At 63.4% G+C, this 25,319-nt stretch carries 19 protein-coding genes; 18 read left to right on the plus strand and 1 reads right to left on the minus strand.

Annotated elements, in window-relative coordinates:
* Positions 1-635 precede the first annotated feature (635 nt).
* From fghA to ACRECS_RS05845, 15 genes are all read left to right on the plus strand, one after another.
* Positions 636-1,475, plus strand: a complete 840-nt coding sequence (fghA, locus tag ACRECS_RS05775; protein ID WP_431582000.1) for an S-formylglutathione hydrolase — start codon at positions 636-638, stop codon at positions 1,473-1,475.
* Between the two features lie 33 nt (positions 1,476-1,508).
* Positions 1,509-2,726 carry an NAD(P)/FAD-dependent oxidoreductase gene (locus ACRECS_RS05780; protein WP_431582001.1) on the plus strand — a complete coding sequence of 406 codons (1,218 nt, stop codon included), beginning with the start codon at positions 1,509-1,511 and terminating at the stop codon, positions 2,724-2,726.
* Positions 2,723-3,628: an ROK family protein gene (locus ACRECS_RS05785; RefSeq protein ID WP_431582002.1), complete on the plus strand. Its 906-nt coding sequence runs from the start codon at positions 2,723-2,725 to the stop codon at positions 3,626-3,628. The genes ACRECS_RS05780 and ACRECS_RS05785 overlap by 4 nt, the downstream gene beginning before the upstream one ends.
* Before the next feature lie 83 nt (positions 3,629-3,711).
* Entirely contained in the window at positions 3,712-3,903 is a 192-nt protein-coding gene (locus ACRECS_RS05790; protein ID WP_431582003.1) for a hypothetical protein, read from the plus strand.
* Positions 3,891-5,795: a putative bifunctional diguanylate cyclase/phosphodiesterase gene (locus tag ACRECS_RS05795; protein WP_431582004.1), complete on the plus strand. Its 1,905-nt coding sequence runs from the start codon at positions 3,891-3,893 to the stop codon at positions 5,793-5,795. Before ACRECS_RS05790 ends, ACRECS_RS05795 begins: the two co-directional genes overlap by 13 nt.
* A complete protein-coding gene (locus ACRECS_RS05800; RefSeq protein WP_431582005.1) occupies positions 5,795-7,663 on the plus strand; it encodes a CHASE4 domain-containing protein in 1,869 nt (622 codons plus the stop codon). Before ACRECS_RS05795 ends, ACRECS_RS05800 begins: the two co-directional genes overlap by 1 nt.
* A gap of 252 nt (positions 7,664-7,915) precedes the next feature.
* Complete coding sequence (locus tag ACRECS_RS05805) at positions 7,916-8,575, plus strand: TetR/AcrR family transcriptional regulator (protein ID WP_431582006.1); 660 nt, start codon at positions 7,916-7,918, stop codon at positions 8,573-8,575.
* Between the two features lie 117 nt (positions 8,576-8,692).
* Positions 8,693-11,530 carry a TonB-dependent receptor plug domain-containing protein gene (locus ACRECS_RS05810; RefSeq protein ID WP_431582007.1) on the plus strand — a complete coding sequence of 946 codons (2,838 nt, stop codon included), beginning with the start codon at positions 8,693-8,695 and terminating at the stop codon, positions 11,528-11,530.
* A 14-nt stretch (positions 11,531-11,544) separates the two neighbouring features.
* Positions 11,545-13,092 (plus strand): hypothetical protein, encoded by a 1,548-nt coding sequence (locus tag ACRECS_RS05815; RefSeq protein ID WP_431582008.1) that lies wholly within the window; start codon positions 11,545-11,547, stop codon positions 13,090-13,092.
* A 597-nt stretch (positions 13,093-13,689) separates the two neighbouring features.
* The gene (locus ACRECS_RS05820; RefSeq protein WP_431582009.1) at positions 13,690-14,229 is read left to right on the plus strand and encodes an RNA polymerase sigma factor; all 540 of its coding nucleotides are present in this window, start codon (positions 13,690-13,692) and stop codon (positions 14,227-14,229) included.
* The gene (locus tag ACRECS_RS05825; RefSeq protein ID WP_431582010.1) at positions 14,226-15,194 is read left to right on the plus strand and encodes a FecR family protein; all 969 of its coding nucleotides are present in this window, start codon (positions 14,226-14,228) and stop codon (positions 15,192-15,194) included. The genes ACRECS_RS05820 and ACRECS_RS05825 overlap by 4 nt, the downstream gene beginning before the upstream one ends.
* Before the next feature lie 158 nt (positions 15,195-15,352).
* Positions 15,353-18,541: a TonB-dependent receptor gene (locus tag ACRECS_RS05830; RefSeq protein WP_431582011.1), complete on the plus strand. Its 3,189-nt coding sequence runs from the start codon at positions 15,353-15,355 to the stop codon at positions 18,539-18,541.
* Positions 18,542-18,659: 118 nt separating this feature from the next.
* The gene (locus ACRECS_RS05835; protein WP_431582012.1) at positions 18,660-20,216 is read left to right on the plus strand and encodes a tryptophan halogenase family protein; all 1,557 of its coding nucleotides are present in this window, start codon (positions 18,660-18,662) and stop codon (positions 20,214-20,216) included.
* Positions 20,217-20,252: 36 nt separating this feature from the next.
* Positions 20,253-20,960 carry a SapC family protein gene (locus tag ACRECS_RS05840; protein WP_431582013.1) on the plus strand — a complete coding sequence of 236 codons (708 nt, stop codon included), beginning with the start codon at positions 20,253-20,255 and terminating at the stop codon, positions 20,958-20,960.
* A gap of 13 nt (positions 20,961-20,973) precedes the next feature.
* On the plus strand, positions 20,974-21,645 hold the full coding sequence (locus ACRECS_RS05845) for a DUF6445 family protein (RefSeq protein WP_431582014.1): 672 nt from the start codon (positions 20,974-20,976) through the stop codon (positions 21,643-21,645).
* A gap of 60 nt (positions 21,646-21,705) precedes the next feature.
* Here the strand turns inward: ACRECS_RS05845 and ACRECS_RS05850 are convergent, their stop codons facing one another.
* Positions 21,706-23,025: an NAD(P)/FAD-dependent oxidoreductase gene (locus tag ACRECS_RS05850; RefSeq protein ID WP_431582015.1), complete on the minus strand. Its 1,320-nt coding sequence runs from the start codon at positions 23,023-23,025 to the stop codon at positions 21,706-21,708.
* A 310-nt stretch (positions 23,026-23,335) separates the two neighbouring features.
* Here ACRECS_RS05850 and ACRECS_RS05855 point away from each other — a divergent pair, with 310 nt between their 5' ends.
* The 3 genes from ACRECS_RS05855 to ACRECS_RS05865 are packed head-to-tail and all read left to right on the plus strand — an operon-like array spanning position 23,336 to position 25,319.
* The gene (locus ACRECS_RS05855; protein WP_431582016.1) at positions 23,336-23,671 is read left to right on the plus strand and encodes a hypothetical protein; all 336 of its coding nucleotides are present in this window, start codon (positions 23,336-23,338) and stop codon (positions 23,669-23,671) included.
* Positions 23,668-24,315 (plus strand): CerR family C-terminal domain-containing protein, encoded by a 648-nt coding sequence (locus ACRECS_RS05860; protein WP_431582017.1) that lies wholly within the window; start codon positions 23,668-23,670, stop codon positions 24,313-24,315. The genes ACRECS_RS05855 and ACRECS_RS05860 overlap by 4 nt, the downstream gene beginning before the upstream one ends.
* On the plus strand, positions 24,312-25,319 hold the full coding sequence (locus ACRECS_RS05865; RefSeq protein WP_431582018.1) for an HlyD family efflux transporter periplasmic adaptor subunit: 1,008 nt from the start codon (positions 24,312-24,314) through the stop codon (positions 25,317-25,319). Before ACRECS_RS05860 ends, ACRECS_RS05865 begins: the two co-directional genes overlap by 4 nt.

Below are 25,319 nucleotides of genomic sequence, written 5' to 3' on the forward strand. Positions count from 1 at the left end.
TGCCTGCCAGGCTGTTAACGGCCAGTAGCGGAAATTAGCGCGCGGCAGCACCATCTCCCGTCAGAGGTTGTCGAATATATCAGGTATTTCATTGAATTTGCACAGATATATTGCGAATCGTCGCGCCCATCACACCAGAGATATGGCACAAAAGCGGTGTCCCATATCTCCCCCTGAGCGCCCCGCTCAACCCTCCGGCACTGCCCTCAATCGGATCGATTCACATCGCGCCCGAACCTGTCATACCAACTCTCGTCGCACGGACTTTTCACATCCCGGGCGAAGATCCATCCGACGCAACAATTGAACTTCGCAGACCTGAAATCACGCAAACTCCTGAATTGAGCCGATCATGATTCCAGCCCCCGCCATGTCCCGAAATTCCCGCAAGCGTGCCGTAAAATTCCCGTTCAGCTCCAACAAAATTCCCGCAGAAATTCCCGCAGATTCCCGCAGCACCCTCAAAAAAGCATTTTCCCGCAGCAATTCCCGTAGCCGCGGGAATATCGAACGCCGCAGCGCGATTTTTCCGCCCGGTTCCGCACGAGTTGGGATTGCACTCCACCCGCCGAAAGTGTCAGGGCTCCGCCAGCTCGGATTTCGCAAAAACCAAACGCAGACTGGGTAGGAGAAGCATGTCGGACCTTCAGACGATATCGGCCAACAAGGCGTTCGGCGGCGTCCAGGGCGTCTATCGCCATTCGTCCGCCGCGACCGGTACCGATATGACCTTCTCGGTGTTCGTGCCCGACCATGAGGCCGGCGCCACGCTGCCGGTGCTCTGGTATCTCTCCGGCCTGACCTGCACCCATGCCAATGTCACCGACAAGGGCGAGTATCGCCGCGCCTGTGCCGAGGCCGGGATCATCTTCATCGCACCCGACACCTCGCCGCGCGGAGAGGGCGTGGCCGATGACGCGGCCTATGATTTCGGCCAGGGCGCCGGCTTTTATGTCGACGCGACCGAGGAGCCCTGGGCGCCGCATTTCCGGATGCGCTCCTATATCGAGGACGAACTACCCGCGCTGATCGCGGCCGAGTTTCCCGTCGATATGGCTCGGCAGGGGATCACCGGCCATTCGATGGGCGGGCACGGCGCACTGACCATCGGCCTGCGCAATGCGGGGCGGTTCAAAAGCATCTCGGCCTTCGCGCCGATCGTGTCGCCGCTCGATTGTCCCTGGGGCGAGAAGGCGCTGGGCGGCTATCTCGGCGACGACCGGTTGGCGTGGCGCAGCTATGATGCCTGCGCGCTGATCGCGGACGGCGCCCGCGTGCCCGACCTGCTGGTCGATCAGGGCGATGCCGACCAGTTCCTGGCCGAACAGCTCAAGCCCGAGCTGCTGCGCGCGGCGTGCGATGCGGCCGGGATCGACCTGACGCTGCGGCTGCAGCCCGGTTACGACCATAGCTATTATTTCATCTCGACCTTCATGGCGGACCATGTCCGTTGGCATGCCCAAAGGCTGGGTTGAGGGAATGACGGGTTTGAGGGAAGGGAAAGCCTGATGGGGCAGTATGACGTTCTGATCGTCGGCGCGGGGCATGCCGGGGCACAGGCCGCGATCGCGCTGCGCCAGGCGAAGTTCGAGGGCACGATTGCCATCGTGGGCGATGAGCCCGAACTGCCCTATGAGCGCCCGCCTTTGTCGAAGGACTATCTCGCCGGCGAAAAGACGTTCGAACGGCTGCTGATCCGCCCGCCCGCTTTCTGGGAGGAGCGCAACGTCACCATGCTGCTGGGGCAGCGTGTGACGGCGATCGACCCGGCGGCGCACAACGTCACGACCGCGACGGGCACGATCGGCTATGGCCGGCTGATCTGGGCGGCGGGCGGCACGCCGCGCCGACTGAGCTGTGGTGGGCATGATCTGGTCGGGGTCCATGCGGTGCGCACCCGCGCTGATGTCGACCGGCTGATGACTGAGCTCGACAGCACCACCCGCGTGGTGGTGATCGGCGGCGGCTATATCGGGCTTGAGGCAGCGGCGGTGCTGACCAAGCTCGGCAAGCAAGTCACTGTGCTTGAGGCGCTCGACCGCGTGCTGGCGCGCGTCGCGGGCGAGCCGCTGTCGCGCTTCTACGAGGCGGAGCACCGCGCGCACGGCGTCGAGGTGCGGTTGAACGAAATGGTCGATTGCATCCTGGGCGAAGACCGCGTGACCGGCGTGCAGCTCGCCGATGGCGAGATCGTGCCCGCCGACATGGTGATCGTCGGCATCGGCATCATCCCCGAGGTCGCACCGCTGATCGCGGCCGGCGCGGAAGGGGGCAACGGGGTCGCGGTCGACGATCGCTGCCGCACCAGCCTGCTCGATATCTTCGCGGTCGGCGACTGCGCGCTCCATGCCAATGGCTTTGCCGGCGGCGCGGTGATGCGGGTCGAATCCGTGCAGAACGCCAACGACATGGCGACGCTGGTGGCGAAGGCGATCATGGGCGATGATCAGCCCTATCAGGCGGTGCCGTGGTTCTGGTCGAACCAATATGATCTGAAGCTGCAGACCGTTGGCCTGTCGACCGGCTTTGATCAGGTGGTGATGCGCGGCGATCCGGCGGCGCGGAGCTTCTCGATGGTTTATCTCCGTGCGGGCAAGGTGATCGCGCTCGACTGCGTCAACATGACGCGCGACTATGTGCAGGGCCGTGCGCTGGTGCTCGCCGGCGCCACGCCGGACGTGTCGCGTATCGCCGACGCCGCGACGCCGCTGAAGGAGCTTGCATGACGGCTGCGCCACTGATCGCTGGCGTTGAGCTGGGCGGTACCAAGTGCAACTGCATCCTCGCCACCGGGCCCGAGGACATCCGCGACAGCGTGCGCATTCCGACCACGACGCCAGCCGAGACGCTGGGCGCGATCGAAGCGGTGCTGACGCGCTGGTCGAACGTTCCGGGGACCGGGTTCGCGGCGCTCGGCATTGCCAGCTTCGGGCCCGTCGCGCTTGACCGCGCGGCCACGGACTATGGCTTCATCACCGCGACGACCAAGCCGGGCTGGTCGAACACTGATGTCGGGCAGCGGCTGGCGCGCCATGCCGGCGTGCCGATGGCCTTCCAGAGCGACGTGGTCGGCGCCGCGCTGGGCGAGGGGCGCTGGGGCGCGGCACAGGGGCTGGCGGACTTTGCCTATATCACGGTCGGTACCGGCGTCGGCATCGGGCTGGTTGCCGGCGGCGTGCCGATCGCGGGCGAACTCGGCCATGTCCGTCCCGTGCGCATGGCAGGCGATGGCTGGCCGGGCGTGTGCAGCTTCCACGGCGATTGCGTCGAGGGACTGGCCTCGGGCCCGGCGATCGCGGCGCGGGCCGGCGCGCCTGCCTCCGAACTGCCTGAGGGCCATCCCGTCTGGGATGTGACCGCACACACGCTCGCACAATTGCTCAACACGCTGGTGCTGACCGGCATTCCGCGCCGTATCGTAATGGGGGGCGGGGTGATGACCGGCGTACCGCATCTCTTCCCGATGATCCGCGCGCGGCTCGCCGCCAGTCTTGGCGGCTATATCGCGCTGGCCGAACTGGCTGACCTGGACAGCTTCGTCGTGCCGCCCGCGCTTGGCAACAATGCCGGGCCGCTGGGCGCAGTCGAACTCGGGGTCCGCGCCCTGGCGGAGGCTGTGCCGGACTAGGGTCCGGACCCTAGCGTTTACGGCGCCTTAACCCTGATTGCTTACGCCGGATCAACCGTGATGTCGGCGAAAGGGATGGGCGGATGATCAACCAGACACGACGCGACTCGATCATGTTCGCCGGCCCGCTGGGCGGCGCGCCAGCGCCCTGTGTTCCGCGGCACAGGCCGCACAAGATCGACAAGAACCCGGTCACCATCAAGTTGCACCTTCTGTTTGCCATTCCGACGGCACTGTCGCCGATAACCAATGGCGGTGCCCCGTGCGCGTTCTGATCGTCGACGACGAACCTGCAATGCATGATAGCTATCGGCGCAGCTTCGCGCCGGCGTCGCGCGATGCCAGCGCGCTCGACGCGATGGCCGCCGAGCTGTTCGGTGACGACGATGCCGCCCCCACCGCTGCGGATGACCTCACCTTCACCCTGACTCACGCGATGCAGGGGCTGGAGGGTGTCGCGGCAGTCCAGGCATCGATTGCCAGTGGGGACCGCTACGCTGTCGCCTTTATCGACGTACGCATGCCGCCGGGTATCGACGGCAAGGAAACCGCGAAGCGCATCCGCGCGCTCGACCCCGATATCAACCTGGTCATCGTCACCGGCTATTCCGATTTCTCCCCGCTCGAGATCAGCCGCGTGGCCGGGCCGGCGGACAAGATCTTCTACATCGCCAAGCCGTTCGAGGTCGCTGAGGTCACCCAGACCGCGACCGCGCTGGCGCATCGCTGGCAAGTCGATCGCGAGCTGAGCGAGGCACGCGATGCGCTTGCCAAACAGGTCGTGCAGCTGGAGGAGCAGAGCCACGAACTCGCCGCGAACGAAAGCCGCGCGATCCATATCGCCAATCACGACTCGCTGACTGAAGCGCCCAATCGCCTCGCCTTTCGCCATGCCCTGATCGATCGCGCGCGGAGCAAGGCGACCTTTGCCGTGGCAATGCTCGATCTCGACCGGTTCAAGCTGGTCAACGACACGCTCGGCCATCTCGCCGGGGACGAGCTGATCCGCGCGATATGCACCATCTTGCAGGACTCGGTGCCGGCCGGCGGCATGGTCGCACGGCTTGGCGGCGATGAATTCGGCCTGTTGTTCGACAGCCCCGGCGCGGAGGCCGCGCTGATGGAATGCGAGCGCATCCTGCGCGGCTGTTCCGGTACCTTCAAGGTGCTGGGCAATTCGGTGCAGGGCGGCGCGTCGGTCGGCGTGGTCGTCTCGTCTCCGACCGAAACGCGCGACCCGACTGACCTGATGCGCCGCGCCGACCTTGCGCTCAACGACGCCAAGCGTGACGGGCGCGGTATCGCGCGCTTGTTCGACGAAGGGATGGACGAGAATATCCGCCTGCGCCGCGCGATCGAGGGCGGCCTGGCCCAGGCGATCGAGAAGGGCGAGCTGAGCCTCGCCTATCAGCCGATCATCGCGCGCGAAGGGCTTGAGGTGGTCGGCTTCGAGGCATTGCTGCGCTGGAACACTGAGGATCATGGTCCGATCTCGCCCGGCGTATTCATCCCGATCGCGGAGGAGAGCAATCTGATCCACGATCTGGGCGATTGGGTGCTCGATCAGTCGCTCGCCGTACTGCAGGGCTGGCCTGGCCAATATATCTCGGTCAATTTCTCGCCGCGCCAGTTCCGCCGGCACAATTTCGTCGGCCGGATCATGGAGAATGTGCAGCGCGCCGGGATCGACCCGCAACGCGTGCAGATCGAGATCACCGAGACCGCGATCTTCGACGATGCCGACCGCGCTGCCGAGACGCTGTACAAATTGCGCCAGATGGGTTTCCGCATCGCGCTTGACGATTTCGGCACCGGCTATTCCAGCCTGTACAATATCCGCAAGTTCGCGCTGGATTGTCTGAAGATCGACCGCAGCTTCATCGACGGCATGGGCCGTGAGCGCGAGAGCGCCGCGATCGTCCGCTCGATCGTCCATCTCGGCCGCTCGCTCGGCCTGGGCGTGATCGCCGAGGGGGTCGAGACCGAAGCGCAGGTCCAGGCATTGCGCGTCGCCGGCTGCTCGCATCTGCAAGGCTATTATTTCTCGCGCCCGGTCACGCTGGAGGTCGCCAACGAGATCGCTGAACGCCGTTATCTTGCCGACGCGATGGCGGGAGAGGCGGACGAGGGCGGCCTGGCCAAACTGGGTAACGGGACACACGGATAATGGCTGCCCTTCGTGCCGCGACCGGACGGATCGGCGCGCTGCGCAGCCCGGCGTCGCTGGGCGCAAAGCTGGTGCTGATCCTGACCGGTGTCGGCCTGGCCGGTTCGGTCGCGCTGACCCTGCTGCTCGCGAGCGTCATCACGCCGAGCTTCAACCAGCTTGAAACCAGATCGATCGACCAGCATGTCGACCGTACTCGCGCGGCGCTCAGCGAGTATGCCGCCAAGGTCGAAAGCGCCGTACGCGATTATGGCGACTGGACGTCGAGCTATGACTACATGGCCGCGCCCTCGGCGACGTTCGAGCGGGAATCCTTCTCGCCGCTGGCGATGACCAATCTCGACGTCAATGGCATGGCCTATATCGGCAATGACGGCCGCATCATCATTGCGCGCTGGTTGCGGAACGGCGTCGACGACCCGGCGATGCGCACGCGTCTGATCGCGGCGATCAGGGGCATGCCCTTCGCCAGGGCGATCGGCACGGGCAACTCGGCCAGCTTCTATACCCGGCTGGGATATGAGGTCGCCGCGGTCGGCGTCGCGCAGGTGCGGCGCAGCGATGGCACCGGCACGCCGCGCGGCTATGTGCTGATGGCGCGACAGCTCAGCTCACCGCAGATCGCCGAACTGCTGCAGCTCGGCGCGCGCCTCGACATGGCCAATGTCTCTGACGCGGAGACGATCACCACCGCGCCGACCTCAATGAAGATTTCCGTCCCGGTGCGCGGCGTGAACGGCCATGCCGTGGCGAACACCGTGTTCAGCGTGCCGCGCGACATCACCACGCTGGGCCAGCGCATGCTGATGCTGGCGATCGGTGGGTCGACACTGTTGCTGGTGGTCGTGCTGTTCGTGCTGCGACGGATCTTCACCCGGCTCGTCCTGCGCCCGCTGCACCGGGTCGAAAGCCATATGCAAGTGGTGCGGCAATCCGGCTCGCTCGGCCTGCTTGAGGAGGAGGGGCGGCGCGACGAGATCGGCTCGCTCGGCACCAGCTTCAATTCGATGCTTAGCCAGTTGAAGGATTTGCGCGAACAGCTTGAGGTGCAGAGCTTTGCGCTCGGCCGCACCGAGAGCGCGGTCGCGGTGATGCACAATGTCCGCAACGCGCTCAACCCGATCAGCACGATCATTTCCAAGGGCATTGCGCAACCGCCGCCGATCGACCGCGCAACGCTCGACCGCGCTGTCGCCGAGCTGGCGCGTGAGGATCTGCCGCAGCCGCGCCGCGAGAAGCTGGTCGCGTTCGTCGCCGCCGCGATCGAGGCCGAGACACGCGATCGCGACGAACGCCGCGCCCAGCTGCACGATGGCCGCGAGGCGATGAGCCAGGTGCTCGAGATCATCGGCGCGCAGCAGCACGCGGCGCATGAGCGGCCGGTCCTGGAACCATGCAACGTCACCGATATCGTCGCGCAGAATGCGACCATCGCGCGCTATTCGGGCGAGGTGTCGATCATGTTCGGCTTCCCGGCCCAGCCGCATCATGTGATGGCCAATCGCCTGATTCTCAGCCAGGTGATCGGCAATCTGTTCGCCAATGCAGCCGAAGCGATTGCCGCCAAGGGCACGCAGAGCGGCACGGTGACGGTGACGATCGACGAGCTGGACGGCCAGACCCGCGTCGCGATCCGCGACGATGGCGAGGGGTTCGAGCCGCAGGCCGGCGCGACCCTGTTCCAGCGCGGCTATTCGACGCGCGGGCATAAATCGGGCGGGCTCGGGCTGCACTGGTGCGCCAATTCAATGAACGTGATGGACGGCGCCCTGCGGCTGGAAAGCGAAGGCGAGGGCCGGGGCGCGAACGCAATCCTGACCTTGCGCGCGGCGCCGGCCGAGGCGGGCGCAATGGGCATCGCGGCCTGAAGCCGAAGCCCGCAAAGGCTTGTTTGGCTATTTGCGATAATGTTTTCTTTGCCAGAAAGAAATGGTTACTCATCCGCCAGTTTATTGAGAGGGTGGGGGCCTGCGCGCTGACATTCAGGTCATCGGCGATGCCGAGCGAGCCGGAAGCCTCTTCTCAAGCTTTCAAGGGGTCGAAACGACGTGACGAGCGAGCAGCCGACGAAAAAACAGCCAGCATCGCGCCGCCCGAATGCCGAGCGTCGCGAGGAGTCCATGAGCCTTATCCTGGATCATGCGGAAGCCGACTTTGCATCAAAGGGCTATAGCGGCGCGACTCTGACCAGTGTGGCCGCGCGCGCCGGCGTCGATACGGCGCTGATGCGCTATTATTTTGGTGACAAGGAGCAGCTTTTCGCTGCGGTTTTCCGCCGGCGTGGCCCCCTGATAAACGCCGCGCGGCTGAAGGCATTGGACGAGTATCGTGCGGCTACGGGGATGGAGGGAACTCTGGAGGGGCTGATCGATGCCTTTGTCCGACCCGGCTTCGAAATGGCAAGGATGAGCGAGGGGCATCGGAATTATGCCGCGATCGTCGCCTATGTGAACAGCTCACGCGGAACGATGCATTCACTCATGTCGGAAGTCTTCGACGGCGTATCGAACGTGCTGATCGATGACATGCAGCGGTTGATGCCGGACGTGCCGCGAGAGACGCTTTATTGGGGGTATCACTTCCTGACCGGCGCTTTCACCTTCTCGCTGGGGCAGACGGGCCGGATCGATCGCATCTCCAACGGAGAAGTGTCATCGTCCGATTTTGCCGGCATCGCCGATCGGTTGCCGAGCTTTGTGGCAGCCGGAATCCGGGCCCTTTGCGCGCCGTCCTCCGCGGCTGTTCAGACAACGGATTCCCGTCAGGCATCAATTCCATGACATTTCTTTCTTAAAAAAGAAACTTATTGACTCACCCTGCAAAGCCGGGGACATTCCGCCATCGGAGATGAAGGGCAGACGGCGAACACGCCGCAGACCCAAACTGGGAGGGTGACAATGATCCGGCTGATCCTGCTCGCGTCGGCGTGTCCGGCGGCGTTGATCGTTTTTCCTGCTGCAGCGCAAACCGCGAATGAGCCCGTACCAAATGTGGCCGAGACCGTTCAGGGCGCGCAGGAGCCGCAAACCGCAGCCCAAGACGAGGGGGATATCGTCGTCACCGGATCGCGGGCGATTATCGATGGATCGCAGCAGCCGACCCCCGTTACTGTTGTGGCGGCCGAAAGCCTGACGAAGGCGCAGCCTGGGCTGATCGGTGAAGCGCTGAACCAGCTTCCCGCGTTTCGCGGTTCATCTCGCCCGACCGGCGGCTTTACTGCCGCTTTGGGGCCGGGCTCAGGCAGCTATCTGAACCTGCGCAACCTTGGTGCGCAGCGAACGCTCGTGCTTTTGGACGGCCGTCGCGCGGCACCTTCCGCCCGCGATGGATCGACCGACATCAATCTGATTCCGCAGGAATTGGTGAAGCGCGTCGATATCGTCACTGGCGGCGCGTCGGCCGCCTACGGATCGGACGCCGTGGCAGGCGTCGTGAACTTCGTCCTCGACACCCGGTTCTCGGGGCTGAAGGCAACGCTTCAATCCGGCATCTCCGATGAGGGGGATGCGCCAACCTACAAAGCGAGCCTGACGGCGGGGCACGCATTTGCGGACGGCCGTGGGCGCATTGTTGCCAGCGCCTCCTATTTCGACACGAAAGGATTGCAGAGCATCACGGATCGCGACTGGGGGCGGAGCGGTATCGGGTTTCTGAGCAATCCTGCCGTGCCCGGACAGCTGATCTTCCGGGAAAACCTGCGCGCCTCCACCGCCTCGCCAGGTGGACTCATCCTGACCGGCCCTATGGCCTACCGGCAATTCGCCCCGGATGGCTCGCTCGTCCCGTTTTCGCGAGGGTCGCTTCAATCGGGCCTGATCCAGATTGGCGGCGACGGTGCGCAGGCGTTCAGCAATTTGTCAGCCGATATCCGGACGGAAAGCTATTTCGGCCGCGCCGAGTTCGATGTCACGCCCTCCCTGACGCTTTTCGCGCAAGCCAATCTCGGGCTTGCGCGCAATCACTACAACCAGATTCAGCAATTCAGTCTCGGCGGCTTCAACGGCTTTTTGATTTCCCCCAGCAACGCGTTCCTGAGTCCGGCGGTCCAGCAACAGGTTGGAAATGCGCCTTTTCAGGTTGGCCGGATGAATTTCGACTTTGGCGAGCCGGCAAACGCGACGGCGAAGGCGCGCACGCTCGACCTGACCGCCGGATTCCGCTTTTCGGGTCCGTCGGATCTCGTCGTGGAAGGCTATTATGAGCGCGGTAAAAACACACAGAATATCCGCACCGACAACAATGTCGTCCTCGAACGCCTGTATGCAGCGGTCGACGCCGTACGCGATCCGGGCAGCGGCCAGATCGTCTGCAACGTCACATTGACCAATCCCGGACTGTATCCCGGGTGCGTGCCGATGAACATCTTCGGTGCTGGCGCGCCCTCGAAAGCGGCGATCGACTATGTCGAGGCAACATCGGCGTTCCGCACCACGATAACCCAGGACGTTGCTGACCTGTCGGTGCGCGCCCGGCCGTTTTCGACCTGGGCCGGGCCTGTGTCGCTCGCGGCCGGCGGGCAATATCGGCGACTGGTTCTGGACCAGACATCCGACGATATCGGCCCGGGGATCAACGACGCGACGGGCATCCAAGGCTTTCCGGGTGTCTATAAGAACAACCCCGGCGGATATCTGCTCACCAATGTGTTCCCGGTCGCGGGTTCCTACAATGTGTGGGAAGTGTTTGCCGAAGCTGCTGTCCCGCTTGCGCGCAACCTGCCGTTTCTTCGCGCGCTCGATATCAACGGTGCCGTCCGCTACACCAATTACAGCACCAGCGGTGGCGTGACGACGTGGAAGGCCGGCGCAGTGTGGGAGCCGGTTGACGGCGTACGGTTTCGCGGCACCGCGTCTCGCGATATCCGCGCACCGAATGTGCCGGAACTGTTCGCGGGCATCGTCCAGAACACGGGTTCGGTGATCGTGAAAAATGCGGACGGAAGCACCGACACCATAGCAATTATCCAGGCGACCCGGGGGAACAGGAATCTGGTGCCGGAGAAAGCCGATACCTATACCGTCGGCGTCATTCTCTCGCCGTCGTTCGTGCCGGGCCTGACGCTCTCTGCCGATTATTATTCGATCGACATTTCGGGCGTGATCTCGTCGCTTTCCACGCAGGTAACGCTCGACCAGTGCCTGGCCGGTGCAACGCAGCTCTGCGCGAACATCACGCGCGATGGCGCCGGGAAAATCAGCCGGATCGAATCGCCGACGCTCAACCTCAATCGCCTGGTGAGTTCGGGCATCGATCTCGAGCTGAACTATCGACCGACCGGCAATCTGCTGGGCGGATCGATGCAGCTGCGCGCCATTGCCAGCTATCTGGCGAAGCAGCGACAGGATATCAGCCGGGGGGCGTCGACCGACCGGGCAGGGGAGGTCGGCCTGAGCTCCAATCCGCGGTGGAGCGCCACGGGGAGCGTCAACTGGAAAAGCGGCCCGGTCGAGCTGTTCGTGCAGGAGCGCTTCATCAGTGCCGGAACCTATGACGTCACGCGCGTCGAGCCGGCCAGGATCGAGGATAACAGCGTGAAATCGGTATTCTACACGGATGCCACCCTATCGTTCGACATCGAAAAGCAGTTCCGCCTGTTCCTGACCGTCAACAACCTGTTCGACCGAGATCCGCCGCTTGCTCCGAACGGCACACTCGTGACATTCAATCCCACCAATCCGCAGTTGTACGACGTGATCGGCCGCTATCTGACGGCCGGGGTAACGCTTAAATTCTAGAGAGACGCGAAAACATGTCCGATCAGTTGATGATGTCGCGGCGCGGTGCGCTTCTGGCCGCCGCTATATCGTTCGCGAGTACCTGCCTGCCGGCCCAGGCGCTCGCCGCCGCGGTGGGCCGTGCCCCGGTGCCGCTGCCGTCCGCGGCGCAGATCCGCCGCGATTATCAGCAAATGGTCGATTTCGGCCCGCGCTTGCCCGGCAATGCCAACCATCTGAAATTCGTCGAGTGGATGGCGCAGGAGTTTCAGGCGGCGGGCCTATTGTTGGGGCCGTGCGAATCCTACGCCTATCGTCGCTGGGAGCCAAGGAAATGGGGCGTCGAGGTTGTCGATGGCGGCCGGCGCCATGCCATATCCAATGTAGCCTATTTCGTACGATCGGATCCGACCGCAGCCGAGGGGGTGAGCGGGCCGCTTGTCTATGGCGGGCGGCTTGGACCGAAAGGCCCCGAAAACCTTCCCGATATCCCTGCGGGCGCCATTCTGGTGTTCGACGCCGAACTGCCCAGAATGGCGCTGCGTCACATCGTGCAGCCGCATTTCATCCATGTCAGGGGTGAAACTGATTCCGCGGTGCTCGATACGCCCTATCACCGGTTGTGGACGATGCCGTCATTCCAGCTTGACGCGCTTGCCGCCCGCGGTGTTGCGGGGGTGGCGATCATCATGGACGTGTCGTCGGCCATGATCGCCGGCAACTTCTCGCCCCATGCGTCACCTTATAAACCCAAGGTGCCGGCGCTGTTCGTCGGTCAGGATGCAGGCGCTGAACTGCGGATGGCGGCGCAGGCCGGCAAGGCGGGCCATCTGACGCTCGACGCGGCCTGGGTGGACGGCATGGTCCCTCAACTGACCGCGATCCTCCCAGGTGAAAGCGACGAAGTGATGATCGTCGATTCCCATACCGATGGTCAGAACTTCATCGAGGAAAACGGCAGCATCACGCTGCTGCAGCTCGCCCGGCACTTTGCCGGTCTGCCCGCGGGGCAGCGGCTCCGGCGTAGTATCGTGTTCGCCGGCTGGCCGGGCCATATGAGCGGTACGATGCCCGAAGCGCCGGGCTGGGCACGCGCGCATCCCGATCTGATGAAGCGGGCGGCCGCCGCGTTCACGATCGAGCACCTCGGCGCCAGCGAATGGCTGGATGTGCCGGGCAAGGGCTATGCCGCCACCGGTCACAACGAATATATGAACTGGCCGGCGACGGCAGGGCCGCTCAACGATCTGGTGATCGACGGCATCAAGCGCCACGACCTGCTTCGCCATGCCGTCCAGAAGGGACCGGGCTTCACCACGGGCACGGTGTTCCACGACAGCGGTATCCCGCACGTCGCGTGTATTTCAGGACCGAGCTATCTGCTCAGCATCGTGCCGGGCGGGCATATGGACAAGCTCGACGCCGACCTGGCCGCGCGGCAGACCAATATGATCGCCGAGATGATCAAGGCGGCCGACCGGATTCCTGTATCGGACCTCAAGGGCAGCGATTCCAGCCTGGGTGCGAAACCAGTCACAGGCGCCGATACCAGCGTACGAATGGCTTGTTCCCGCCGCGCATGAGCCGTTGGGAGAGGGCCTGGCATTCCGCTCGGTCTGGCCGGCAATGTCCGATATGCGCTGCTGTTTTTGCTGTTATTCCGGTATGATTTTTCCGCTGCTGTTAAGTTGGAAATTTCGGCAAAATTTCTGACATTTATTCAGGGGGTTAATGCACTTCTATGCTGTTATTGAATAACAGCATGAAAACAGCAGATAACAGCATGGACGCAGTGCTGTTTTTTGCGCGGAGCAGCAGCGGCGTGACGCCCATATTTCGGGCAGCGAAATAGCTCCGGCCGGAGCGGGTGGCCGTGGGTTCGGGATTTCACGGTGCAAAGAGCGGAATCGAGGCCGGTCAGGGTCGCGTTCGCTGACTCGGATGGCATGGCTTGGGCTGGGGTTGAATCGGCATCGGGTTTGGGCGCACGCGTTTTAGACCCGATGGGTTCGACTGAGCTTCAAGTCTGATAAATCGATTGCCGAACTCCCGGGCGGAAGGATTTTTCCCGCTCGGGACTCTATAACGGCAAAGCACAACCGAACCGGGGATCAGGAGCAGGGCACATCGAAGATCGGGGCGCGGGTAATATTGAGCACCGACGGTATCTCGCCGGGTGGGTGGCGCGTGAGATTCTGCCGCATGAATCGCGCGTACGCACCTGGTTCGCCCGTTTCCGGCTTTCGCATGACGAAGTGGATGAACTGTTGCAGGAAGCTTATTGCCGGATCGCGCTTCTTGACTCGGTCGATCATATCACCGTGCCGCACGCCTATTTCTTCTCGATCGCCCGCAACATCCTGCTGCGCCGCCTGAAGCGGCAACAGATCATTCCCTTCGAAACGGTCGCCGAGATCGAGGGTTTTCGGGATGACCACACTCCTTCCCCCGAAGATCTGGTCAGCACCAAGATCGCCTATGAGCGCGTACTTGCCCTGATCGCAGGCTTGCCGGAAAAATGCCGTCGCATCGTCGAACTCCGCAAGATCGAAGGCTGGTCGCAGAGAGAGATCGCAGAACATTTCAGCATGAGCGAAAAGGCAGTGGAGAAGCAGGTCTGGCTGGGGGTTCGCGCCGTTCGGCAGGCATGGGATCGTACCGAACAGCAAAACGATGCTCTCCTTTTGACACTCGAACGCACAGCGGCGAGGCGTAATTGAACCGCGTCGCGAAAAAACTGGACGATGAAGCCGCCGAGTGGGTGGCGCTCATGGATTCCGGGCACTGGTCCACAAGCGATGAAGAGGCCTTACAGCGCTGGCTCGCCGTGGATGCATTACGACATGGCTTACTCTTGCGCGCTCACGCCACCTGGATGGCGGTGGATCACGCTCTCGCCAGCGATCAACCCGTTCCCGAGGACATCGAAGAACTGGAAGTTGACGATCAAGCCCCCGGAGCCGGGCGGTGGGGGCGTCGGGCCATACTTGGCGGTGTGGCGGCGGCGGGCGCGGCGGTGTTTTTCGGCCGCATGTGGCAATTGGGCGCCGAGACCGATTATTCGACCAACCTGGGAGAGATTCGTCGCGTACCGCTGGCCGACGGATCGGTGATGACAATGAACTCATCGTCCAGCGTTGCGATCCGGATGGAGCGCCGGGCCCGCCGGGTCAGCCTGACTCAGGGGGAGGCGTGGTTCGACGTTGCCAAGAATGCCGCGCGCCCCTTCATCGTGGAAGCCGGTCCAGTTCGGGCCAAGGCGATCGGCACCGCCTTTTCAGTGCGAATGCGCGATAACGGGGTCGAAGTGCTGGTAACGGAAGGGATCGTCGAGACATGGTCGGACGATGTCGTCGGGAAGCCTATCCGTCTTGGCGCCGGACAGCGCGCTATCATTGGGGCGGGCGCGGCGCGCGTCGAGCCGGAGGAGGCATCGATCGATCGCGCCCTGGCGTGGCGTGGCGGCATTATCGATTTGAGCGGGGAGACGCTTGGCGAGGCGGCGAGCGAGTTCAATCGATATAATGAACGAAAGGTGGTCGTCACCGACGCCCGGATGGCCGCCGAGCGAATGGACGGCGTGTTCCGGATCAACGATCCGGAAGGATTTGCCGATGCCGTGCGGGTCGGCTTCAGCGCATCCGTCCGGCTGGATGATCCTTCGGTGATCCTGATCGATCGCTGAAATCCGGCCGGCCTTCGGACAGGCATGACCGCCCATTGCGATATTGCTCGTTATCAAAGGAATATCTCCGGTCCGGACCAAATGTTGGAAGGATTTTCGCTCACCAGGTCTCTTAGCGTGTACGGGGCCAATAAGCCCGACAATGTGGGGAGAGGGGAATGACCGGAAACCCGGTATGTCGCGCCGCGCTTTATGCAACCACCGGCCTTGCCTGTGTGATATCGGTGCCGGCGCTGGCGCAGGCCAAGCAGTTCTCCATTGATGCCCAGCCCGTAGAGTCGGCGATCGGCTTGCTCGGTCGGCAGGGCGACGTCCAGATCATCGCCGCGCGCAAGGTCACCCAGGCCAAGCGGGCCAATTCGGTTCGCGGCGCGCTGACCGTCCCGGATGCGCTGGCCCGAATGTTGGACGGTACCGGGCTGGTGGCCCGTCAGACCGGTCCCAGCACCTATGTGATCGTCCGCCGCAACGAGAGTCCGCAACGGGGTCGCGTTTCAGCCGTATCGGCACCGATGTCGATAAAGCTGGAACAAAATGTTCAAGCGGCATCCGCGCCTGCCGCGGCGGAAGGTCAGCAGACCTTACCGCAAGAAGCGGACGTCGCATCCCGCGATGAAAGCGACATCGTCGTCACGGGCATTCGCGCCAGCCTCGACAGCGCGCGCGGCATCAAGCGTGACTCCTCGGGCATCGTCGATGCCATTTCTTCCACCGACATCGGCAAACTTCCCGATACCAACCTCGCGGAATCGCTGCAGCGCATCACCGGCGTATCGATCGATCGTTCCGGCGGCGAGGGCGCCTTCATCACCGTTCGCGGCTTTGGCCCCGAGTTCAACACGGTGCTGGTCAATGGCCGCCAGATCGCGACGCCGACCGATCCGAGCCAGGCCTCGGGCCGCGCCTTTTCCTTCGACACTTTGGCTTCGGAACTGGTGTCGGGTGTGGAGGTCTTCAAATCCTCGACCGCACGCTACCAATCGGGCGGGGTCGGTTCGACCGTGAACATCAAGACCGCGCGCCCGTTTGATTTTTCGGGTTTCAGGCTCGCGGCTACAGCTGACGTCAACTATGACGGCAATGCCAAAAAGGCGGGGCCGGACGGGTCGTTCCTGCTCAGTGATACGTTCGCCGACGGGCGTTTCGGGGTATTGCTCAGCGGCAGCTATCAGCGCCGTTACACGAGCCTCAAACAAGCGCAAACCGACGGCTGGCTGATCAACCCGTCGGTGCCGGCCGCCCAGGTCAATAATGGCGCCGGGACCGTGTCCGGCTCCAATCCGCAGGGCAACATCTTCATCCCGCAAAACTTCGACAGCAAGGTGACGCGCGAGGACCGCGAGCGCATCGGCGGTACGCTGGTGCTGCAGTTCCGGCCGACGGACGACATCACCATCACCGCCGACGCGCTCTATACCAAATTCACCAACAAGACCGACGCCCGGTCCTATGGACACTGGTTCACGGCCTCAAACCTGACCAACGTCAAGACCGACGCCAATGGCACGGCGATCGACCTGACCCAGGCCAGCGGGATCGCGACCGATTTCCACAACAAGAAGTTCGATAAGGTCACCAACACGCGCGAGTTCGGTCTCAACGTGGACTGGAAGATCAATCCCGACCTCTCGCTAAGCCTCGACGGGACCTATTCGCTGGCCAAGGAAAATCCCAATGGCGGCAAGGAGGCCTATCTGGCCTTGCTCGGTTATCTGACCGGATCGGATCGCTACCGGTCGGACGGCAGCATCCTTCCCTGGACGACCGAGACACTGCCGACATTCGCAAGCCCCGCCAGCCCGTGCGGTTCGGCAACCACCGATTCCGGTACGCCGGCCAGCGGCGGTGTCGTGGGCGCAAACCAGCCGATGTGCCAGCACGTCATGTTGCTGCGCGGCTATGGCGTGCGTGACAGGGTCGGCCAGCTTCGTGCGGATCTGGCCTATAAGGGCAGCGAGACCGAAGGCCTGGCACGGCTCAATCTTGGCGGCTATTTTTCGACCGACCGCAAGGAAACCTCACTTTATTCCAATGATGGAGGCACTGGCTGCACCACCTGCGGATACAATCTTGCCGCACCGTCCAATGTTCCCATCACGGTGTTCAATGCGGGCAATGGCTTCCTGTCGGGCATTAGCGGCGCCAATCGCTTGCCCACGCAGTGGCTGACGTTCAGCGGTCCGGCATTGTTCGATGCGATCACCGCGCAGCAGCGCGCGAGCAATCCCAACTTCACCTTTGCGCCGCCGCTGGTCAACGACACCATCGTCAAGGAACGAGTCCTGGGCGGCTATCTGGAAAGCGAGTTCCGCGGAACGCTGGCCTCGCGTCCGTTCTCGGTCGTTGCGGGGGTCAGGGTCGAGAATACCTCCACCAACATCAACGGTCTGGCGACGGCGTATACCGCGCTGGTCAAGCTGGCCAATGATCAGACGCAATATGGCTCCGAATCGTCGGGGACGACCCGAACGACGGGCTCGAACAGTTACACCGATATCCTGCCCAGCATGGCGTTCAAATGGCTGGCGACCGACAAACTCACCGTGCGCTTCGCTGCGTCGCAGACGATCACGCGGCCGACGCTCGAACAGCTCTCACCGGTGACGACTTTGGTCACGTTGCGGCCGGGCAACTTCGCCGCGAGCCGCGGCAATCCCAATTTGAAGCCCTTCAAATCGAACAATCTCGATCTCTCGCTCGAATATTATTATGGCCGGACCAACTACATATCGCTTGGCGCCTATCTCAAGAACGTCAGCAATTTCATTGTTCTGAACCAGACCACCGGAACGGTCGCCAGCGCATCGGGCGCGCCGCTCAACGATCCGGCGAACGGCACTCCGGCGCAATTCATCATCACCGCACCGGTGAACGGTCAGGACGCCACGGTGACCGGGCTGGAGGCCGCCTGGCAGCAAAGCATCGGCGACAGCGGCTTCGGCTTCCAGGTGAACGGCACTCTGGTCAGGTCCAACCGCAAGTTGAATCCACGGGATCTGACCAACAAGTTCGCGCTCACCGGTCTGTCGAATTCGGCCAATGCCGTGGTCTTCTATGACAAGCACGGCATCCAGGCGCGCGTCGCGTACAATTGGCGCGACAAGTTCCTGCAATATCTCGCGCCGCCGCCGCTGAACGGGGCGGGGCAAGCCGTGACGCAGGTCCGCGCCTATTCGCAGCTCGATGCCAGCCTGGCCGTCAATGTCACGCAGCAAATCGCCGTGTTTGCGGAAGGGGTGAACCTCACCAACTCGACCACGTTGAAATATGCCTACTACACCAACCAGTTCCTCAATGCCGAAGACAGCGGGCGGCGGTTCAAGGTCGGCGTGCGGCTGAACTTTTGATGGCCGGATGCGCGGTAGGCGGGAGGCGGGGTGTGATGGCTGTCGGTGACGGCCATCTGTCCCCATTCTATTCGTTGCCACTCGATCGCGGATCATGCGATCAGGAGGCGACTTGGAAATGAGCGACTTCGTTACCTCAGTCTGTATCGTGGGCGGCGGCTCGGCCGGATGGCTGACTGCGGCGTTGATCGCCGCGCGTCATCGCGTGCCCGGTGGCGGCGGTCTTTCGGTGACTCTGGTCGAGAGCGAGCGGATCGGCATTATCGGGGTGGGCGAAGGCACCTGGCCGACCATGCGCAATACTTTGCGCAAGGTTGGCGTATCCGAAACCGACTTCCTCCGCGCCTGCAACGCCTCATTCAAGCAGGGGGCGAAGTTCGCCCGCTGGCGGACGGGCGCTGCGGACGATTTCTATTACCATCCGCTGGTCCTGCCCGAAGGCTTTCCCGAGTTCGACCTCGCACCTTACTGGAATGCGGAGGCGCTGGCCGATCCCGCCTCGGCCTCTTTCTCCGACACGGTGTGCTTTCAGGAATTCCTGTGCGAACGCCAGCTGGCGCCCAAGCTGATCACATCGCCCGAATATGGCGGACTGGCCAATTATGCCTATCATCTCGACGCGGGCCGGTTCGCCGAGTTCATGCGCACGCACTGCGTGGAAAAGCTCGGCGTTCGCCACGTTATCGACGATGTGGTGCGTGTCGAGATGGCAGAGAATGGCGACATCGCCGCCGTCGTCACACAGGTGAACGGGCCACTCGCCGCCGACCTGTTCATCGATTGCAGCGGTTTTTCGTCGCTGCTGCTGGGCGAGACGCTGGGCGTGCCGTTCATTGACCGCAGCGATGTGCTGTTCATCGACCGCGCGCTCGCGGTCCAGCTTCCCTACGACGCGGACGATGCACCGGTCGCATCGCAGACGAACTCGGTCGGCCAGCGGCACGGCTGGATATGGGACATCGGGCTCCAGAACCGCCGCGGTATCGGCTATGTCTATTCGAGCCGGCATGCCCAGGGGTCGTCACCCGAAGAGGAGCTGGCGGCGTATGTCGGCCCGGGGTTCGATGCGCTGACCCCGCGCGAGCTCACCATCCGGTCGGGGCACCGGGAAACATTCTGGAAGCGGAACTGTGTGGCAGTCGGGCTGTCCGCCGGATTCCTGGAGCCGCTCGAATCTTCGGCATTGGTGCTGATCGAATTGTCGGCCGATTTCATTGCCGAGACGATGCCGGCGACCCGGTCGGGGATGGACATCGTTGCGCGCCGCTTCAATGACATGACGCGGTATCGCTTTGACCGGGTGGTCGAGTTCCTGAAGCTGCATTATGTCCTGACCGAGCGCGACGACACAGCGTTCTGGCGCGACAATCGCGATCCCGCGACCATCCCCCAGTCCCTGCAGGATCAGCTCGAGCTGTGGCGGTATGCACCACCCGGCGAGCAGGATTTTTCCAGCGCGCATGAGATGTTCCCGGCCGCCAGCTATCAATATGTGCTTTACGGCATGGGCTTCAAAATGGACCCGCGCTTCCAGGCGCGTGGCGTGCGCGATCCGAATGCGGCGCAGGATGCGTTCGACCGCACTGCGACGATGAAGCGGAAGCTTGCCGGGATGCTGCCCACCAACCGGCAACTCCTGACCAAGCTTGGCGATTACCGGTTCCAGACCATATAGCCCTCAAACGGCGCTCGCCATCCCGAGAGGTTCGACATGCAACTCGTCCAATTGTCGCGAGAGCACCACGCCGGACTGCGGATCGATCCGGCCAGGGCGCTTGCGACCGCAGCAACGGTTCATCTCGTACCCGTCGTGCGCAGCGAGTTGCGCAAGGTCGCCAGCCATTATCCGATCTTCTTCGTCAAGGACGGCGAGACCGGGCAATTCTATCTCGCAGCCTTGATGGGGCTCGAGCCGCACGAGAATCTGTATTGGAATGGTTCCGCTCTCGACGCGGATTATGTCCCGCTCAATATCCTGCGGCAGCCCTTTTATGTCGGCGATGACGGCATGATCTGCGTTGACATGGATAGCGCGGCGATCGATCCGAATGGCGCTTGCGCGGTCACCGAGCAGGACGGCAGCGACAGTGGCTATATCGGCACGATCCAGGCAATTCTGAGTGAACTCGCCGGGCAGCAAGGCGTGACACGAGCGTTGATCGATCGCGCGCTGGCGCTGCAACTCGTCATGGAAATCAAGCTGGATATCGTGTTCAACAATAGCGCGTCGGCATCGCTGACCGGACTCTACGGCATCGACGAGCGTGCTCTGGCACGGCAGGCGAAAGACTCTGTCGATTTCGAGGATATGGTCGGTTTCGTGGCCATGATCCTGTCGCTCGAGCATGTCGCCAGCATGGTTCGGCGCAAGAACGCCTTGATCGAAAGCGAAGCCGCCTGGTTGGGCAGCGCGGCGTGACGAGCCGGCGCTGATGATCGTTCATCCGGCCATCGACATGGGACGAGAGCATGTCCCGCTGGTGATTGTCGATGACGCCCATGACGCTGCCGGACAATTATGCGAGGCTGCGTCTGGCGTGACGTTCGAGCGGAGCGAAACCGACCAATATCCCGGCATCCGGGCAGTGGTACCCGAAAGCTATGCCTCGTGGCTTGAAACGCTGGCCGAAACGGCCGGGCTGGGAGAGCGCGCCTGTGTATTGCGGACGAGCTATGCGATCGCCACGGACGATCCGGCGAACCTCTCTCCGATCCAGCGTATCCCGCATTTCGACACGACGGATCCCGCTGTGATCGCGGCGGTGCATTATTTGTGCGCCCCGCCGCATGGGGGGACTGGCTTCTATCGCCACCGGCGCTCCGCCTTCGAACGGATCGATGCCAGTCGCCATCCCGCCTGGCGCCAAGGCCTGGTCAGGGATGCGCAGGAATTCGGATTACCTGACAGGCCGTGTGAGGCAGGGCACAATGCCCTTTTCGAACTGATCGGTTTTGCCGAGCTACGCTTCAACCGCGTGATTTTCTATCCCGCCAATTGCCTTCACTCGGGTATTATTGGTGACGAAAAATTGAGCCCGTCACCCGACAAGGGCCGCTTGACCATTACGTCGTTGCTGAAGGTCCCGTCTGCATATCGGGCGTGAAAAGACATTGTCTCCCGAAAGACGCTCCAAGCTGCCAGACTTGACATAGCCGCCATGCGCTCACGGCGATGAAGGATCGTTCGATCCGCTGGAAAGCGGCTGGACAGTCCGCTCGGTCGAGCCCTGCGTGATCAGCCGCGAACTCCGCTGGTCGCGCAGATAGTTCCACAGCCAGCTGAGCGCCACGCTCAGCCGATTGCGCACGCCGATCAAAAAATAGATGTGCGCCAGTCCCCAGATCCACCACGCGATCGGGCCGCGCAGTTTGAACCGTCCGAAGTCGATCACCGCCTTGCTCTTGCCGATCGTCGCGAGGCTGCCGGCGTGCCGGTAGCGAAAGGGTGTGCCGGTGCTTTTTCCCCTGAGCCTGGCGCGGATCTCCGCCGCAACATAATGGCCCTGTTGTTTCGCCGCCGGCGCGATGCCGGGCACTGGCCGGCCATCGGGGGCGGTGATCGTCGCCGTATCGCCGATGATGAAGATCTCGGGATGGCCCGGCACGGTCAGATCGGGTTCGACCATGGCGCGACCCGCGCGGTCCGCCGCAATGCCGACCCACTCCGCGGCGGGAGACGCCTGCACGCCGGCCGCCCAGACCATTGTCGAGGCCGCGATCCTCTCGCCGCCGCGGACCACGCCGGTTGCGGTGCAGTCGGTCACCGGCCGTCCCAGGCTGACCTCCACGCCGAGCTTTTCGAGCGCGTGCTGTGCGTATAGCGAAATGTCCTCGGTAAAGGCAGGCAGCACGCGCGGTCCCGCCTCGATCAGGATCACGCGCGTGGTCCGCGAGTCGAGATTGCGGAAGTCGTCGACCAGCGTCAGGCGCGCCAGCTCGGCGATCGTTCCCGCCAGCTCGACACCGGTCGGCCCGCCGCCAATGACGATGAAGGTCATCAGCGCGCGGCGCCGCTCCGGTTCGGTCTCGCGCTCGGCCTGCTCGAACGCGCGCAGGATGCGGCGCCGGATCGTGGTCGCATCCTCGAGCGTCTTCAGCCCGGGTGCGAACGGCTCCCAGTCGTCATGCCCGAAATAGGCGTGGCGCGCGCCGGTCGCGATCACCAGCGTATCGTAAACCAGGCTTGCCCCGTCATCGAGCAGCACGCGCCGCGCCGCCTTGTCGATGCCGGCGACGGTGGCGAGCAGGGTGGTGACCTCGCGGCGGTTGCGCAGCAGGTGCCGGATTGGCCAGGCGATCTCCGAGGTGGCCAGCGATGCGGTGGCGACCTGGTATAACAGGGGCTGGAAGAGATGATGATTGCGCCGATCGATCACGGTGATGCGCACTGGCGCGCCCGCGAGATCGTGAACCGTCTGGAGGCCGCCAAAGCCGGCGCCGACCACAACGACATGGTGTTGATCGGTCGGGGTGCGATCGGGCATGGTTCACGCCTCCTATCTCATCGAGCCGCCGGGCGGCCGTTGCGCTGGTAGCGCAATGGCCATGGTGTTGCGACACCAAGAATGAGCACCGGGGAAAGTCCGGCAAGGGAATGCCATGCCCGATCCTGTGAGATGGTTGAATCGTCACCCGCGGCTTGACCGTGGGCGACGTGGCCATGCGAGGCGGCGGGAGATATGGGACACCGGTTGTGTCGTATCTTTTTCGGCGGTGTCTTGACGAAGAGGTTGTATAATTCATTATATATCAGCTAGTTATTGAAATTATAGGGGTGCGGTCGCTGTAATTTCCATGCCAAACCGCAAGATCGGCCAAGCGCGCCGCACCAGTGAACGCCTAGCTGATGTCGCCACGGAGGACAGGGCGATGAGGGCGGCACTTCAAAACTACCAGGCCCGGATGCAGCGCGCGCTGGATCATATCGACCGGCATCTTGAGGACGATCTGGATCTGGAAGCAATGAGTTCCTTTCTAGGGAGGGGGAAGGCCGCCTGCCGGCGCATCGTTTATCCGCGGGTCAGCCCGATCTCTGATAAGTTGGATCGGGTCGAGAAAGGGGAACCCTTGAGGCCGGCATGGCTGACGGTCTTGACAATTTGTTCGTTCGAACGAATGATGATGCGATGAAACCTACCGACTCCCGTCTGCTCGATGTCGCCATCGACCATTTCGGCCGCAAAGGCCTGGAGGGGGCGAGCACGCGCGCGATTGCCGCCGATGCCGGTACGCCGATGTCGTCGATCACCTATCATTTCGGCGGGAAGAGCGGGCTCTATCTCGCGGCGGCCGAGCATATCTCGGCGACATTGGGCGAACGATTGCGGCCCGCGCTCGAGCGGGTCGCCGAGATCTGTGCCGGCGGCATCAACGCCGGCACCGCGCGCGCGTCGCTGCATACGATCTTCGGCCGCATGGTGGAGATCATGGTGGGCGATGAGACTGCGGCCTTCGCCCGTTTCATCGTGCGCGAGCAGGCCGAGCCGACCGAAGCGTTCGATCGCCTGTATGCGGGGATCATGGGACAGATGCTGCAGCGGGTCGCGGCGATGCTGCGCCTGATCTCCGCCGACACGCTCGGGGAGACGGACTCTCGCGTCCGGGCGATGACGTTGGTCGGGCAGATCCTGGTCTTCCGCGTCGCCCGCGCGACCGCGCTGGCGGCAACCGGCTGGAACGACATGGGCGAGTCCGAAGCGGCGATCATCAAGCACGCCGTTGCCGACAATCTCGATGCCATCTTCGACCGTCTCGAAGCGCGGAGCAGCAAATGAACCGACGTCGCATCATCGGCATCGCCGCGCTTGTCGCGCTTGCGGTCGCACTGCTTCTGACCAGAGGCTTTGGCCTGTTCGCTGACAAAAGCGACGCCGGGTTGTCGCTTTACGGCAATGTCGACATTCGCGAGGTCGAGATGGCCTTTCGGGTTGGCGGAAGGATCCAGTCGATCGCGGTGGACGAGGGCGCCAAGGTGAAGGCCGGCCAGACACTGGCGACACTCGACACGGCAACGCTCGATGCCCGGATGAACGAAGCCGACGCGCAAGTGGCGCAAGCCGATGCGCAGCTCGCCAAGCTTCGAAACGGCAATCGGGCACAGGACATTGCGCAGGCGCGCGCGCGCGCCGCTGCGGCGGCCGCCGTCGCCGCGAACACCGAACGCGATTATGTGCGCCGGCAGCCACTGGTCGGGCCTGGCGCGATCAGCCGCGATCTCTGGGAGCAGACCGTCGCCGATCGCGACAAGGCCAATGCCCAGCTGGCCGAAGCGCGCCAGGCCCTCTCGCTCGCCGAGGCGGGCGCGCGGCGCGAGGATATCATCGGCGCAGAGGCGCAGTTGCGCGCCGCGCAAGCCGCGCGGAGCAGCGCGGCGACCGATCGCGGCGATACCCGCCTGGTCGCGGCGAGCGACGCGACCGTGGTGACCCGCGCGCAGGAGCCGGGCGCGATCGTGCAGGGCGGGCAGACCGTGCTGACTCTGTCGATCGCCCGCCCGCTCCGGGTGCGCGCTTATGTCGCCGAAACGGATCTCAGCCGGATCAGTCCGGGCATGGCGGTGGAGGTGGTTGCCGATGGCAATGCCAGGACCTATCGCGGCACGATCGGCTATATCTCGCCGCGTAGCGAGTTCACGCCCAAATCGGTCGAGACCGCCGAGCTTCGCACTGACCTTGTCTATCGGCTGCGCATCATCGTGACCGATCCCGACGATGCCCTGCGCCAGGGTCAGCCGGTCAGCGTCCGGGTGCCCGGCGCGCGACCCGCGCATAAGGATTGA

This window comes from Sphingomonas sp. (assembly GCF_050725575.1).
Classification (GTDB): Bacteria; Pseudomonadota; Alphaproteobacteria; order Sphingomonadales; family Sphingomonadaceae; genus Sphingomonas.